The organism is Kluyvera genomosp. 2 (genome assembly GCF_036759865.1).
In the GTDB taxonomy this organism is placed as follows: domain Bacteria; phylum Pseudomonadota; class Gammaproteobacteria; order Enterobacterales; family Enterobacteriaceae; genus Kluyvera; species Kluyvera ascorbata_B.
On the sequence record NZ_JAPKIA010000021.1, the window covers coordinates 21407 to 36502 of the forward strand.

Consider the following 15096-nt stretch of genomic DNA (forward strand, 5'->3'; position numbering starts at 1 on the left):
GTATGGAACTGTATCTGGATACCGCCAATGTGCAGGAAGTTGAACGCCTGGCGCGCATTTTCCCCATTGCTGGCGTGACCACCAACCCCAGCATTGTCGCTGCCAGCAAAGAATCTCTCTGGGATGTGCTGCCGCGCCTGAAAAAAGCGGTTGGCGAAAGCGGCACGCTGTTTGCCCAAACCATGAGCCGCGACGCTGACGGCATGGTGGCGGAAGCACGCAAGCTAAATGACGCCATTCCGGGGATTGTGGTCAAAGTCCCGGTTACCGCTGAAGGGCTGGCGGCGATTAAACTGCTGAAAAAAGAAGGCATTCCGACTCTTGGCACGGCGGTTTACAGCGCCTCACAGGGGCTGCTGGCCGCGCTGGCGGGCGCTAAATACATCGCCCCGTATGTGAACCGCGTTGACGCCCAGGGCGGCGACGGCATTCGCATGGTGCAGGAATTACAGTCATTGCTGGAACTCCACGTACCGGAAAGTAAGGTACTGGCCGCCAGCTTTAAAACACCGCGTCAGGCGCTGGACTGTTTACTGGCAGGCTGCGAAGCCATCACCCTTCCTTTAGATGTAGCGCAACAAATGCTCGGCGCACCCGCGGTAGAGTCAGCAATAGAGAAGTTCGAGCAAGACTGGAAGAACGCATTTGGTAATCTGAACCTGTAAGGGAGAAATGTATGGATCGCATTATTCAATCACCAGGTAAGTATATTCAGGGCGCTGACGTTATCACTCGCCTGGGTGATTACTTAAAACCGATGGCCAACAGCTGGCTGGTTGTGGGCGACAAATTCGTGCTGGGATTTGCCGAAGAGACGTTACGCAAAAGCCTGACCGAGGCCGGGCTGGCCGTTGAGATTGCCCCCTTCGGCGGCGAGTGCTCACAAAATGAAGTTAACCGTCTGCAGGATGTGGCAAACAGCGCCAAATGCAGCGCCATTTTAGGCATTGGCGGCGGCAAAACGCTGGATACCGCCAAAGCGCTGGCCCACTTTATGAATCTGCCGGTCGCGATCGTCCCCACCATCGCCTCCACCGATGCACCGTGCAGCGCGCTCTCCGTGCTGTACACCGACGACGGTGAATTTGACCGCTACCTGATGCTGCCGCACAACCCGAATATGGTGATTGTCGACACCAAAATCGTTGCCGGCGCCCCGGCCCGTCTGCTGGCTGCCGGGATTGGCGATGCACTGGCCACCTGGTTTGAGGCCCGCGCCTGTTCACGTAGCGGTGCCACCACGATGGCAGGCGGCAAGTGCACCCAGGCCGCGCTGGCGCTGGCTGAACTGTGTTACAACACGCTGATTGAAGAAGGTGAAAAAGCGATGCTGGCCGCCGAGCAGCACGTGGTCACCCCGGCGCTGGAGCGCGTGATCGAAGCCAATACCTACCTCAGCGGCGTTGGCTTTGAAAGCGGAGGCCTGGCCGCCGCGCACGCCGTGCACAACGGGCTGACGGCGATTCCGGACGCACACCATTATTACCACGGCGAGAAAGTCGCGTTTGGCACCCTGACCCAACTGGTGCTGGAAAACGCGCCGGTTGAAGAAATTGAAACCGTGGCCGCACTGTGCCACAGCGTGGGTCTGCCAATTACCCTGGCACAGCTGGACATTAAAGATGATATTCCAGCAAAAATGCGCCTGGTGGCGGAAGCAGCCTGTGCCGAGGGGGAAACAATTCACAACATACCTGGCGGCGCGGAACCTGACCGCGTATACGCGGCGCTGCTGGTCGCTGACCAGTATGGGCAGCGTTTTCTGCACGAGTGGGAGTAACCCCCTCACCACACAAACAAAAAATCCCCGCTTTCGCGGGGATTTTTTTATACCGTCAAAGCCACCTTACAGCAGGTCAAAACGGTCCAGGTTCATCACTTTCACCCACGCCGCCACGAAGTCTTTCACAAACTTCTCTTTGGCATCGCTAGAGGCATACACCTCTGCCAGCGCACGCAGTACGGCATTAGAACCAAACACCAGATCCGCACGGGTGCCGGTGTATTTCACTTCGCCGCTGACGCGGTCGCGGCCTTCGAACAGCTCGGACGTTTCGTCAGTCGCTTTCCACTCGGTGCGCATATCCAGCAGATTGACGAAGAAATCAGTCGTCAACGCGCCGACGTTGTCGGTCAGCACGCCGTGCTGGCTGCCGTCAAAGTTAGCGCCCAGTACGCGCATACCGCCTACCAGCACCGTCATTTCCGGTGCGGTCAGCGTCAGCAGCTGCGCTTTGTCGATTAACAGGGACTCCGTCGTCGCTTCACCCGGCGCGGCGCGGTAGTTGCGGAAGCCATCGGCAACCGGTTTGAGCAGCTCAAACATCTCGATATCCGTCTGATCCTGGCGCGCGTCAACGCGACCCGGAGTGAACGGTACCTTGATGCTAACGCCAGCCGCTTTCGCCGCCTGCTCAACGCCCACCACGCCTGCCAGTACGATAATATCGGCCAGTGATGCTTTATGCGCTGATTTATAGATGCCTTCCAGTACCGGCAGCACGCGTGCGGCCGTCGCGTTCACTTCCCAGCCGCGCTGTGGTGCCAGCGCCAGACGGGCACCGTTAGCGCCACCGCGTTTGTCACCGCCGCGGAAGGTCGAGGCTGACGCCCACGCCACCGAGACCAGTTCGCTCACGGACAGGCCAGAAGCCGCAATGTCTGCTTTCAGACTTTCGATATCTTCTGCGGTTGGGTTGAAGAACGCATGCGGCAGCGGATCCTGCCAAATCAGATCTTCTTTCGGCACTTCCGGTCCGATGTAACGCGCTTTTGGCCCCATATCACGGTGGGTCAGCTTGAACCACGCGCGCGCGAAGGCTTCGTTAAAGGCCTGCGGGTCGTTGAGGAAACGGCGAGAAATTTTCTCAAAGTCCGGATCAAAGCGCAGCGTCAGGTCGGTAACCAGCATGGTTGGCTTACGTTTTTTCGACGGATCGAACGGGTCTGGAATAATTTCCGGTGCGTCGACCGCTTCAAACTGGATAGCACCAGCCGGGCTGCGGGTCTGGACCCACTCATATTTGAACAGGTTCTCGAAGAAGTAGTTGCTCCACTGGGTCGGGGTCTGAGTCCAGACGACTTCCAGCCCGGAGGTGATGGCATCTTTGCCCGCACCGCTGCCAAAGCTGTTTGCCCAGCCCAGGCCCTGAGATTCAATCGGCGCCGCTTCCGGATCCGGACCAACATGGGTGGCGGACGCCGCGCCGTGGGTTTTACCCAGCGTATGACCGCCAGCGATCAGTGCGACGGTTTCTTCGTCGTCCATCCCCATGTTGCCAAAGGTCGCGCGAATGGCAGATGCCGCAGACAGCGGTTCACCGCTGGCGTTCGGCCCTTCCGGGTTCACGTAAATCAGGCCCATTTCTGTGGCCGCCAGCGGGCGTTTAGCCAGCTCTTCAGGATCACGGTGCGCCAGCCAGGCTTTTTCGTCGCCCCAGTTTACGTCCTGATCCGGTTCCCAGACGTCTTCACGCCCGGCGCCAAAACCAAAGGTGCGGAAGCCGGAGTTTTCCAGCGCCACGTTACCGGCAAGAATATACAGATCGGCCCAGGAGATTTTTTGCCCATACTTTTGCTTGATTGGCCAAAGCAGGCGGCGCGCTTTATCTAGGCTGACGTTATCAGGCCAGGAGTTGAGCGGTGCGAAACGCTGCTGGCCGCGCCCTGCGCCGCCGCGTCCATCGGTTGAACGATAGGTACCCGCCCCGTGCCACGCCATGCGGATAAACAGCCCCACATAGCTGCCCCAGTCGGCTGGCCACCAGGACTGCGAGTCTGTTAACAGTGCACGAATATCACCCTTCAACGCAGAGTAATCTAATTTGCTGAATTCTTTACGATAATCGAAGTCCTCGCCCAGCGGGTTGGATCGATTGGAATGCTGATTAAGTAGGTCAACGCGAAGCTGCTTCGGCCACCAGTCTTTACTACTGGTGCCCGCGCCCGCACTTTGATCGTGGCCACCACCGTGGTGGAAAGGACATTTACCTGCGTTCTGGATATCGTCTGGCGTGCTCATCACTATGCTCCCTTACAGTATTTATCGTTAAGATATACACCCCTGCTGATAAGTTATAGCTGAAATGACCCACGGATTTGATAGTTAATTCCTCTTATTTTTCCCTTGCCAGAGAGGAATTTTTGCGCAGGTCGAGTCTATGCTTGCACAATTTGGGGTAAGTTGGCTGTGATCGATCGGGAGAAATGATAATAAACCACTAAAAATGTGAGGATTTTCTTATGTCCAGGCAGGGAATTTGAACGCGAGCCATTGCCCGGTGGCGCTTCGCTTACCGGGCCTACAAAATACCCATGTCGTAGGCCGGATAAGCTAACACCATCCGGCAAAATGTTATGCCGGACGCACACCCAGCGTGTGGCAGATGGCATAGCTCATTTCCGCACGGTTCAGGGTGTAGAAATGGAAGTCTTTCACCCCTTCGCGGCTGAGGATTTTCACCATGTCCATCGCGATACTAGCGCCGACCAGTTTGCGGGTTTCCGCATCGTCGTCCAGACCTTCAAACATCGTCGACATCCAGGCCGGAATACGCACGTTGGTCATATCGGCAAATTTCTTCGCCTGCTTGAAGTTAGAGACCGGCAGGATGCCCGGGATAATTTCGACATCAATACCGGCGGATACGCAGCGGTCGCGGAAGCGCAGGTAGCTTTCGACGTCAAAGAAAAACTGCGTAATCGCGCGATTAGCACCGGCGTCCACTTTGCGTTTCAGGTTCAGCAGATCGGCCTGCGCGCTTTTTGCTTCCGGGTGTACTTCCGGGTAGGCGGCGACAGAGATATCAAAATCCGCAACGTCCTTCAGCAGCGTCACGAGATCGGCGGCGTACATGTCCGGCTTGCCGCTGCCCGGTGGCAGATCGCCGCGCAGGGCGACGATATGGCGAATACCGTTGTTCCAGTAATCCTGGGCAATCGCCCGCAGTTCATCACGGCTGGCATCGATACAGGTCAGATGCGGTACGGCTTCGAGACCCGTGCGATCCTTAATGCCTTTGATGATGCTGTGCGTACGGTCACGCTCACCGGAGTTCGCGCCGTAGGTCACCGACACAAATTTCGGCTTCAGGCTGCTAAGACGATCGATAGAGTTCCACAGGGTTTGCTCCATTTCACTGGTGCGCGGCGGGAAAAACTCAAAAGAAACGTTAATCTGACCGGCTACTTCAGCCAGACTCTGGTTCAGCGCTTCCCGCTGGTTGGCGTGAAAAAAGCTCATACCTTACCTCATCAATCGCATGTCATTATTGTTGTACTGTAAACATCTATCCGTTTAGACGTCTGGATGTAAAAATGCCGCAAAAGACGACGGGCGTCAATAGAAAGATCGGCGTAAAAAGTGAGTAATACTCAGTAAAGATGAAAAAAGTTCATCTTCCGAATCCGGGGAAGATAAAGCACTAGCAATACCGCATTTCCAGGTGGAAACCATCGCGACGCGTCGCCCGTCGTATCGCTTCAATCACGATAACCACACTTTTTATACAGAATTAAAATTGCGAGCCACTTCGCATATTTTCCACACATCATCATCCTGAACAAAAATTCTATTGCAGACGTTAATGGCTTGTTTCACGATAAGTAGAACGTTCTACTATAACGTTATACCTAACATAAACAGAGTTATTAAAAGCACGCACGAAGAGGCGTCTATCCGGGGGAAATCAGTATGAGTCTGATATCGAGTGTCGTTAAATCGCTTTCTAAACTGTCGATGATTGGCCGCGCGCTGATGCTGCCCATCTCGCTGCTGCCTGCGGCCGGTCTGCTGCTGGCGTTCGGGGATAAATTCCACCTGCCGCTGATGATGAACGCAGGCGGGATTATTTTCGACAACCTGCCGATGCTGTTCGCCATCGGCTCCGCCGTCGGTCTGGCATCCGAGTCCGGCATCGCGGCGCTGTCTGCCGCCGTTTCTGTCTTCGTCACCAATATCACCATCAGCACCGTGCTGGGTATCACGCCGGAGATGGCGGGGCAAGGCGGGAAATATGCGATGGTGGTCGGTATTCCGACTCTGCAAATGGGCGTCTTTGGCGGCCTGATTTGCGGCATCCTCGCGGCCTGGTGCTATAACCGTTTCCACAAGATGCAGTTGCCGGAATTCCTCGGCTTCTTCTCCGGTAAACGCTTCGTCGCCATCGCTACCGCGCTGCTGTCGTTTGTGCTCGGGCTGGTTCTGCCATACATCTGGCAGCACATTCAGGCGGGTATCGACGCACTGTCGGTGATCATCAATGGCGATAACCAGGCGGTATCGACCTTTATCTTCGGTCTGGTTGAACGCGCGCTGATTCCGCTGGGCCTGCACCATATCTGGTATCCGTCGTTCTGGTACTCCTTCGGCGATTACACCACCCACGCAGGCCAGGTGATTCACGGCGATCAAACTATCTGGTTCAAAATGCTGGAAGAAGGCGTGAAATCCTTCAGCAGCGACACCTACCAGAATGCCGGTAAGTTTATGCAGGGCGAGTTCCCGCTGATGCTATTCGCACTGCCGGCGGCGTGTCTGGCGATGTACCATGAAGCCCACACGAAGAATAAAAAAATCGCCGCCGGTATCCTGTTCTCAGCCGCGCTGACCTGCTTCCTGACCGGGATCACCGAACCGGTTGAGTTCACCTTTATCTTCGTGGCGCCGATTCTCTACGTCTTCAACGCCATCATGGCCGGTCTCTCCTATATGGTGATGTACCTGCTGCACGCACACATCGCTAAGTCCTTCTCAGCCGGGCTTATCGACTACATCTCGTTTGGCATCCTGCCGTCATTTAACGGCTATCAGACCAACTTCCTCAACGCCATTATTGTCGGCGTGCCGATGGGGCTGATCTATTACTTCACCTTCCGCTTCGTCATCCGCCGTTTTGATGTCAAAACGCCGGGCCGTACCGAAACCACGGTCAGCGCCAGCGATAAAAGCGATGAAGATCTGGCCACGGAGATTATCGGCCTGCTGGGCGGCGAACAAAACATCGCTTCCGTAGGCTCCTGTATCACGCGCCTGCGTCTGGAAGTGTCGGATAAAGCGCCGGTTGATAAAGATGGCCTGAACAATATCGGCGCACGTGGCGTTGTTTTCGTCGGCGATAACGGCATTCAGGTGATTTTTGGCGCCAGAGCGCAATTTATCGCGCAAACCATGTCGACGATGATTGGCAAATAATCATAAGATGTCGCCGGTTGGAGGTTCCCATCCCTGATGGGCACCTCCTTGTTTTCTGCGGATATTCACCACGGTTCAGGGAGCGTTTTTTGAAGAAGGTCAGCATAATTGATGTCGCGAAACGCGCGGGCGTCTCGGTTTCTACCGTGTCGCTGGTGCTTCGTCAGAAAGGAAAAATCTCCGATGCGACCATCGAAAAAGTGCAGGCTGCTATTCATGAGCTGGGCTACGTTCACAACGTGGCCGCCGCTAATCTCCGCTCTAACACCTCTAATCTGATTGGTCTTATTCTTCGTGACTTCAGCGACAGCTTCTCCATCAAAGTGATGGCCAGCATTGTGCAAGAGCTGGAAGCACAGGGCTATATGGTGTTTCTCGGCCAGCCGCTGAACGAACACGAGCACCTGGAACGCTGCCTGTTGTCGTTTAAGCAGCAGGGCGTCGCCGGGGTCATCTATCTGGCGTCCGACGTGCGCCGCGATACGCTACCCGCGCAAATCCGCCAGTGTCCGCTGCCGCTGGTCGTGGTGTCGCAGTCGCCGATCAACGCCGAATGCAACCGCGTGCTGCGCGATAACCAGCAGGCAGCCAGCCTGGCCACCCGCTATCTGCTGGAGCGCGGCCACCGCTACATTGCCTACCTTGGCGGCCAGGAACATGACCTGATTCGCCAGCAGCGCCTGGTGGGCTTTCGCAGCACCCTCACCCGCCTGGGCATTGCCAATCGCGATGAGTTTACCCCCGCCTGCGGCGACGACACGCACGCGGCAAGCGTTGCAACCCGCCAACTGCTGGAAAATAACAACGCCATCACCGCGCTGCTGTGCCATTCTCCGGACGCGATGATTGGCTGTATTGATGGGATTCATAAAGTGGGGCGCACCGTGGGGAAAGATGTCTTCTTAACCCAGCAGGTTGCGCTCATTGGCTTTGAAGATATGCTGCACATCAACCTCACGTCACCGGCGTTTACCTACGTCTCTTCCGCCAGCGAAGAGACCGGTCGCCAGGCGGCGACGCTGATGATCCGCAAGCTGAAAGAGCCCGCCTTACAAAACCAGGTCATTACGCTGTCGGGTCAGTTGGTCACTCGCGAATCAGCCTGAATCACGTCGATCAACCAACCGAGCCGCGCGGCGTTTTCCGGCAGCATGACCAGCCCGCACTGTAAACAGAGCGCCGCTTCTTCGAGGGGCCTGAACACCACGCCCTGGCGCTGAATAGCGGCAAACGAGGCGGGAAACAGACTCAGCCCTTCGCCGCGGGCAATGCGCGCCAGCAGTACATCGTGCTCCAGCGGTTCTTCAATACAGGTTGGCGCATAGCCTGCACGACGAAAAATAGCGCGCGTAAAGTCAAAGAAGGCAGGGTTACGTTCACGCTTAAACCAGAACAGCGGCCGATGAGCGATCGCAGGCAGCGTCAATGATGCCTGCGCCGACTCCGGCCACTGCGCAGGCAGGGCCGCAATCAGCGGCTCCTCGCGGGCAAGTGGGATCGTGCTTAGCTCTGACGTTTCCAGCGGCAGCGCCACCAGCGCGGCATCTATTTTCCCCCGCCGCAGCTGGCGCACCAGCTCCGGCGAACCGTGGCGCACAATATTCAGCGTCTCGACCCGCGTCGCAAGCAGCACTTCCAGCGACGTAAAAAAATCCGGCTCAAACGCAGTTGTCAGCCCGAGCCGCAACGATGATGTTGCCGTTTGAACCAGCCCGCTCAGGGCGGCGTAAGTCCTGTCCTGCTGCGCCAACAGCGGGCGAATAATCTCCAGCACCCGCAATCCTTCATCCGTGAGCGTCAACCCTTTGGTATGACGCACAAAAAGCACCACCCCCAGCCGTTCTTCAAGCTGGCGAATGTGGCGGCTCAGCGGCGGCTGCGACATATACAGCCTGTCCGCCGCACGGCGCATGTTGTTCTCTTCCGCCACCACGGCAAAGTAGCGCAGCAGGCGAATATCCAGAGAGTGGAGCGGCGATGTAGTCATACCCAAAAGGTATCACGAAATCGGTATTATCCACATCACTCTACGCCGCCTATTCTCTCGACATACACCGCACCTATGAGGGAAGAGTCATGCAATCAGAACGTTTTATTACCGGCCAGAAAATGCTGCAACAGGTTGATGGGAAAGGGGGCAACGCCGTTGTCGAGAGCCTGAAGGATATCGCCCCGGACTTCGCCCGCTATCTGCTTGAATTCCCGTTCGGTGATATTTACGCGCGTCCGGGTCTGGACCTACGCAGCCGGGAAATTGCCACCGTCGCCGCACTGACCGCCATGGGTAACGCCGCGCCACAGCTCAAAGTACACATCGCCGCCGCGCTGCACGTTGGCTTAACGCAGGAAGAAATTGTTGAGGTGATTATGCAGATGGCAGTTTATGCCGGTTTCCCGGCGGCGCTGAACGGGCTTTTTGCGGCGAAAGAGGTGTTTACCTCTCACCAGGACAAATAATGACGAAGTCCGAAATCCCCGATGGCGCTACGCTTATCGGGCCTACGTGGATTGCGTGACTGATTGATATCGACATCCCAGGATGTCGCTTGCGACGCCATCCGGCACAACGAGCGGGTTTGTCAGCAATCTGAGGCCAGCGATGTTCCGCTGGCCTGCTCTCGTTTATTTCTTCACATCTTGCACACGCATGCCTTTCAACTGCTCATCCGTCAGCGTGTTTCCCGCTTTGAAATAATCCACCACAGCATTAGACACGTAATACCCGCCGGATGTATTACGCGCTTTCCCTTCGGTAAATGCGCTAAAACCATCACCGCCATCGGCCAGGAAGCTATTGGTCGCGATGTGATAAACCGCAGCGTCTTCAATTGGCTTACCGTTCAGCGTCAATGCCGTGACCCGCTGGCCCACTGGTTTGCTGCTGTCGTACTGCATCGCCAGACCTTTGGACGTTTGCAGAACGCCGTTGCTTAAACCGGCACCGTGCTCCATCAAACTGCGCAGCTGCTTACCGCTGAGGTCCATTGTTGCAAGCTCGTTCGGGAACGGGAAAGTACTAATGACCGCCCCCATGGTGATGGAGCCTGCCGGGATTTCATTGCGGATGCCGCCCGAGTTCGTCAGCGCCAATTGCGTCTCTTTCCCCGCAGCCGCCAGCAGCGCATCTGCCGCCAGGTTTCCCAGTGAGGAGGATTCGCCATAAGCGCGCGTTAACTCAACCGGCGAGTTAGCCACCACCTGCTGCACAACTTCATCCAGCTTTTTGTTCCAGCCATCAATAACCTGTTTCGTCTGCGGGTCGGGCTGCCACTCATCGGCATAAATGGTTTTCAGTTCGAAGTTCTTCACCGTAAATTGATGCGGTTTCTGCTGATAATCCAGCACCAGTTTACCCACATCAATGCCGCCGCTGTCGGTAGAAAGAATCAGGGTGTTACCGACTTTAATCGGTTCCGGCGTACCGACATGCGCATGACCGGTGATCAGGATATCTAACCCCTTCACCTGGCTTGCCGTCTGGATGTCTTTATCCAGCGCACGACGTACATCGGTTCCCCCCAGGCTGGACTGACGCGCTGGCGTGCCTTCATGGATCAGCGCCACGGTGAGATCGACCTTACCCTTTAGCTCGTCAATGTAGCGCTGCAGCCACTTCACTTCATCGCGCGCTTCGATGCCAACACGCGTCGCAGCAGAAACCGTATCATCAAAGGCAAACACGCCGTGCAGGCCAATCACGCCGATTTTTACACCCTCTTTTTCAATAATGGTGTACGGCTTATCCCAGAACATTTTGCTGCTGTTTTGATAGAAGATATTGCCCTGCACAATCGGGAATGTTGCCTGGCTCAGCTGCAGCAGCGTGTTGTCCCAGCCATGATCGAACTCATGGTTGCCCATGGTAACGGCATCGAAATTCATGGTGTTCATGATATCGATAATCGCTTTGCCCTTGGTCAGGCTGCTGATATACGGCCCGGTAAAATAGTCCCCGGCATCCAAAAACCACGTTGCCTTATTGTTGGCTTTTTCCTGCTTCACCATCGTCGTGATATTGGCCCAGCCGCCAATATCACGGGTACCATTCGCAATCCATGGGACTTTATAGGGTTCAACGTGGGCATGGAGATCGTTGGTATAGATAATAGTGACATCCTTTGCCGATGCCCATAATGGCAGCGATATCAAAACGCCAACTGCCAGCATTTTTAACTTCATAATCAACCCCTTTCAGTCATATAAAGAATTGCTACCTTACGTTCTGAAAGGTTTTTATATGTGAGAAAACTCACATCTATCGTTAAGGTGTGTAGGGCAAAATCAACGACCTTTAAAAATCGTTGGTAACACGATGACGCCGCTGTTCATCATCAATTGCTGCAAATCTTTTGGCTGCAAAAATCTGGGGTTAGCAAACTCGCCAGACTACAGCTGGCCAGACTATCGGTTGGGCTATGCCGCGCTGCACTGCCGGGCGTGTGGGAGTTACCCGCCGTTGTTTAACGATGAACACGTCCACCGTTGGTTATCAGCATATTTAACGGATTTCGCTGCCGACAACGGTCTTTTTTGCCCGAATTGTTACCATCGTGACACGATCCGTTATGGACATAATCCCCAGGGTTCTCAGCGCGTGCAGTGTCGAAGCTGCAAAAAAGTCTGGACGCCCAGGCAGCCGCCGATCGCTGCAATCCCTTCACCAGAACACATCGCCACTGTCCCCCTCATCGTTCCTTTTCAGGGAGCCAGCGCGACGCAAAAACTTTATCTGCTGCTCAGCGTTGATACATTTCGCGGCAATGTTCTGCATATTTCCAGCAATTTCACGCCGCATGCGGCTGGCGCATCATTACTTTATCGCTGGCGTGGCGTCGATGAAGCAACGGTGGTTCATGACGATATTGTTCAGCGTGTGAGTCAGCGAGAAAGTCAGTTTTTACACCGCAGTCAATTTGACGAAATTCAGTACGGCAGCGCACGGCTCAAACGTAACGCCAGCGGTGCTATTCTGCGCCCGGTCATTGCCGCACATGGGCATTTCCGGGTACTGAGCCATCTCTGGCCGGGGGTCAAAACGCACGTTGTCGCCCATGAATGTTTTCTGCGAGGCGCGGTGATTACCGCATGGGCAGAGCAGTTCCGCGCGCATCAAGCCTCGCTTTGGTTCATTGATGAAAGTATGCGTGATAGTGAATGCATCATGCCCTGGCAGTTACTCGGTAAAACCAATCAGGGATGGTGGCAAAATCAGTGGCAGATTTGGCAGCAGGGCAGCACGCGTAAAATGGTATGCCTGTTAACAGAGGGGCAGGCCGAACAAGGGGCGGCAATCACGCTGGCAGCAAGCCATACTTTTATCGCCTGGCTCCAGCGGCAAACGGAATTTCAGCAAAGCGGGCGCTACTCTGCCCACTCCGTATTTCAGACGATAAAGGCGCTGACGGTGAGATACAATACCCTCATTAGCCGCAATCAATGGCCGGATGGCAACATGCCATCCGGCAACACAACTACAGCAGTTGCGCCAGTCGGTTGATATCCGACTGAATCGCCCCGGCGGTCACATCGCGACCGGCGCCTGGCCCACGGATCACCAGCGGGTTATCGCGGTACCAACGGCTCTCAATCGCGAAGACGTTATCGCACGGTAGCAGCGACGCCAGCGGATGCTCCTGACGCACCGCTTCGACGCCGACGCGCGCTTTGCCATTGGCATCAAAACGCGCCACGTAGCGCAGCACCAGCCCCATTTCCTGAGCGGCTTCCAGGCGCTGGAGCATCTGCTCGTTCAGCTCATCGCCATTTTCAAAGAAGTGATCTATGGAACCTTCTTCACAGTGCGCCGGAACCAGCGACTCCACGCGAACCTGATCCGGCTCGATGTCATAGCCCGCTTCGCGCGCCAGGATAACCAGCTTACGCATCACGTCTTTACCGGAAAGGTCGACACGTGGATCGGGTTCAGTCAGCCCCTGCTGCCAGGCCTGATCCACCAGGTCGGTAAACGGTACGCTGCCGTCGAACTGCAGGAACAACCAGGACAGCGTGCCGGAGAAAATACCGCTGATGGCCAGGATGCTGTCGCCGCTTTCAATCAGGTCGCGCACGGTATGGTTAACCGGTAGCCCCGCGCCGACGGTGGCGTTATACAGCCAGTGGCGGCCGGTTTTTTCAAACGCGTCGTGAATCTGGCGGTATTTGTCACTGCTGCTGGCCCCGGCCAGTTTGTTGGCGCTGATCACGTGGAAACCGTGGCTGGCAAAATCCAGATACTGATCGGCCAGCTGCTCGCTTGCGGTCACGTCAAGCACCACCAGATCGTCATACGGGTGCGCACGCATCCACAGGAACAACGATTCTTCATCCTGTTCAACCGCTTCGTCTTCAAAGAAAGCCAGCGCGCGACTGGCGTCCAGCCCTTCGTAGCTCAGCAGGCTGCGGCGGCTATCCACCACCCCGGCCAGCACAAATTCAAAACCGGTACGGGCAGAAAGCGTGCTTTGCTCACGCGCAAACAGCTCCAGCCAGCGAGAGCCGATGTTGCCTTTACCAAACAGCACCAGGCCGATACGCTTCTCGGCGCGGAAAATCGATTGGTGCAGGCCCTGAATCAGGCTTTCAGTTGGGCCCGCGCGCAGCACGGCTACCAGGCTAATGCCCTCTTCCGACTGCCAGGTAAACTCAACCGGCTGGCCTTTCAGCTGCTGCCAGAAACGGTGGCAATGCAGCGGGTTACGGGTGACGCCCGCGCCTACCATCGCCACCAGCGCCAGCCCCTGACGCAGCCGCAGCTCGCCAGGTAAACCGGCTTCATCAAGAATTTTCAGCGCGCTATCAACAACTTCTGAGGTATAGCAGAACTGGAGCAGACGGTGATCCGCGTGTACGCCCACCGCCAGCGGACGAATCTGCGCACGTTTGAGGATTTGGTCGATCTCTTTATGTACCAGTTTGAAATCCTGGCCAGCCGGGACGCGGAATTCAATCAGGCAGACGTCATCATGGCTGGTCACGATTCGCGCGCCGGTACCGGAGGCAAGCACGCGTTCGATGCGCGTTGAGCCTTTATCTGGCGTGTAGCTACAGCGAAGCTGCAGGTCGATATCGCTGCCTGAAACCGGCTGTAAGGTACGCGCGTGCAGTACCGGGGCCGCCAGGCGCGCCAGTTCGCTGGCTTCATCCAGACGCAGCAACGGCAGCAGACAGGCATCTTTAACTTTGCGCGGGTCGGCGCTATACACGCCCGCCACGTCGCTCCAGATGGTCACGCGGGAAACTCCCGCCAGCGCGCCAATCTGGGTTGCGGAATAGTCGGAGCCGTTACGCCCCAGCAGCACGGTTTCACCGGCATTGTTGCGGCTGATAAAGCCGGTCACCACCAGACGTTTACCCGGATGCTGCGCCATCAGCTGTTGCAGCAACGGGTACGATAGACCCTCATCCACCTGCGGCTGCGCGCTGCGCTCCGCACGCAGGAAGGCGCGGGCGTCAAGCCATGCGGCATCCAGACCTTGCAGCTTGAGCACTTCCGCCATCAGGCGTGCCGACCACACTTCACCGTGACCGACCACTTCCGCATAGACAGCGTCATTCACGCCGTTATCCAGCAGCCCGGCCAGACGCTCCAGGTCGTGGATAAAGTCGGCAATCATGCCATCGGCAATCTCGGCAGGCAGCAGGCCGCTAATCAGATCCGACTGATAGCGGCGCAGCGTCTGCTGAACCTGATGCGCAGAGAGGCGATCGGTCTGACTGAGTTTCAGCCAGCTAATCAACTGGTTGGTGGTGCTACCGGCGGCCGACACCACCATCATATCGCCAGGCTGAGAGTACTCCGCCATAATGCCGGCCACGCGCAGGTAACACTTCACATCCGCCAGACTACTCCCACCAAATTTATGCAGCTGACGTTCGTTCGCCCCTGCCTGCGCAATCACACTCAT

General features: G+C 56.3%; 11 protein-coding genes. 6 read left to right on the forward strand and 5 right to left on the reverse strand.

From position 1 onward, the window contains the following. The first annotated feature begins 2 nt into the window (after window positions 1–2). Both fsa and gldA read left to right on the forward strand, forming a co-directional pair. Entirely contained in the window at window positions 3–665 is a 663-nt protein-coding gene (gene fsa / locus V6942_RS20100) for a fructose-6-phosphate aldolase (RefSeq protein WP_333501739.1), read from the forward strand. An 11-nt stretch (window positions 666–676) separates the two neighbouring features. Further along, complete coding sequence (gene gldA, locus V6942_RS20105) at window positions 677–1780, forward strand: bifunctional L-1,2-propanediol dehydrogenase/glycerol dehydrogenase (RefSeq protein ID WP_333501740.1); 1104 nt, start codon at window positions 677–679, stop codon at window positions 1778–1780. A 66-nt stretch (window positions 1781–1846) separates the two neighbouring features. On the opposite strand, the gene katG is transcribed toward gldA, so the two are convergent. Together katG and metF are read right to left on the reverse strand one after the other, a co-directional pair. Next, the gene (katG, locus tag V6942_RS20110; RefSeq protein ID WP_106929385.1) at window positions 1847–4021 is read right to left on the reverse strand and encodes a catalase/peroxidase HPI; all 2175 of its coding nucleotides are present in this window, start codon (window positions 4019–4021) and stop codon (window positions 1847–1849) included. Between the two features lie 333 nt (window positions 4022–4354). Next, complete coding sequence (gene metF, locus V6942_RS20115) at window positions 4355–5242, reverse strand: methylenetetrahydrofolate reductase (RefSeq protein WP_106929383.1); 888 nt, start codon at window positions 5240–5242, stop codon at window positions 4355–4357. 450 nt (window positions 5243–5692) lie between these two features. On the opposite strand from metF, the gene V6942_RS20120 reads away from it, so the two are divergent. Together V6942_RS20120 and malI are read left to right on the forward strand one after the other, a co-directional pair. After that, on the forward strand, window positions 5693–7192 hold the full coding sequence (locus V6942_RS20120) for a PTS transporter subunit EIIC (RefSeq protein ID WP_106929381.1): 1500 nt from the start codon (window positions 5693–5695) through the stop codon (window positions 7190–7192). Between the two features lie 89 nt (window positions 7193–7281). Continuing rightward, the gene (gene malI / locus V6942_RS20125) at window positions 7282–8298 is read left to right on the forward strand and encodes a Mal regulon transcriptional regulator MalI (protein WP_106929380.1); all 1017 of its coding nucleotides are present in this window, start codon (window positions 7282–7284) and stop codon (window positions 8296–8298) included. On the opposite strand, the gene V6942_RS20130 is transcribed toward malI, so the two are convergent. After that, window positions 8271–9179 (reverse strand): LysR family transcriptional regulator, encoded by a 909-nt coding sequence (locus V6942_RS20130; protein WP_106929378.1) that lies wholly within the window; start codon window positions 9177–9179, stop codon window positions 8271–8273. The two genes, malI and V6942_RS20130, sit on opposite strands and share 28 nt — an antisense overlap. Window positions 9180–9268: 89 nt before the next feature. Between V6942_RS20130 and V6942_RS20135 the strand changes: the two genes are divergently transcribed. Further along, window positions 9269–9649 carry a carboxymuconolactone decarboxylase family protein gene (locus V6942_RS20135; protein WP_106929376.1) on the forward strand — a complete coding sequence of 127 codons (381 nt, stop codon included), beginning with the start codon at window positions 9269–9271 and terminating at the stop codon, window positions 9647–9649. 165 nt (window positions 9650–9814) lie between these two features. On the opposite strand, the gene V6942_RS20140 is transcribed toward V6942_RS20135, so the two are convergent. Continuing rightward, on the reverse strand, window positions 9815–11371 hold the full coding sequence (locus tag V6942_RS20140; protein ID WP_106929375.1) for a bifunctional metallophosphatase/5'-nucleotidase: 1557 nt from the start codon (window positions 11369–11371) through the stop codon (window positions 9815–9817). A 133-nt stretch (window positions 11372–11504) separates the two neighbouring features. On the opposite strand from V6942_RS20140, the gene V6942_RS20145 reads away from it, so the two are divergent. Beyond that, complete coding sequence (locus V6942_RS20145; RefSeq protein WP_333501741.1) at window positions 11505–12689, forward strand: cytoplasmic protein; 1185 nt, start codon at window positions 11505–11507, stop codon at window positions 12687–12689. Here the strand turns inward: V6942_RS20145 and V6942_RS20150 are convergent. Then, window positions 12664–15096 (reverse strand): bifunctional aspartate kinase/homoserine dehydrogenase II, encoded by a 2433-nt coding sequence (locus tag V6942_RS20150; RefSeq protein WP_106929373.1) that lies wholly within the window; start codon window positions 15094–15096, stop codon window positions 12664–12666. The genes V6942_RS20145 and V6942_RS20150 overlap by 26 nt on opposite strands.

What these genes read in the sequence shown, in the direction of transcription:
- fsa (WP_333501739.1), top strand. Translation starts at nt 3, where the DNA reads ATGGAACTGTATCTGGATACCGCCAATGTGCAGGAAGTTGAACGCCTG.
- gldA (WP_333501740.1), top strand. Translation starts at nt 677, where the DNA reads ATGGATCGCATTATTCAATCACCAGGTAAGTATATTCAGGGCGCTGAC.
- katG (WP_106929385.1), bottom strand. Translation starts at nt 4,021, where the DNA reads ATGAGCACGCCAGACGATATCCAGAACGCAGGTAAATGTCCTTTCCAC.
- metF (WP_106929383.1), bottom strand. Translation starts at nt 5,242, where the DNA reads ATGAGCTTTTTTCACGCCAACCAGCGGGAAGCGCTGAACCAGAGTCTG.
- V6942_RS20120 (WP_106929381.1), top strand. Translation starts at nt 5,693, where the DNA reads ATGAGTCTGATATCGAGTGTCGTTAAATCGCTTTCTAAACTGTCGATG.
- V6942_RS20130 (WP_106929378.1), bottom strand. Translation starts at nt 9,179, where the DNA reads ATGACTACATCGCCGCTCCACTCTCTGGATATTCGCCTGCTGCGCTAC.
- V6942_RS20135 (WP_106929376.1), top strand. Translation starts at nt 9,269, where the DNA reads ATGCAATCAGAACGTTTTATTACCGGCCAGAAAATGCTGCAACAGGTT.
- V6942_RS20140 (WP_106929375.1), bottom strand. Translation starts at nt 11,371, where the DNA reads ATGAAGTTAAAAATGCTGGCAGTTGGCGTTTTGATATCGCTGCCATTA.
- V6942_RS20145 (WP_333501741.1), top strand. Translation starts at nt 11,505, where the DNA reads ATGACGCCGCTGTTCATCATCAATTGCTGCAAATCTTTTGGCTGCAAA.
- V6942_RS20150 (WP_106929373.1), bottom strand. Translation starts at nt 15,096, where the DNA reads ATGAGTGTGATTGCGCAGGCAGGGGCGAACGAACGTCAGCTGCATAAA.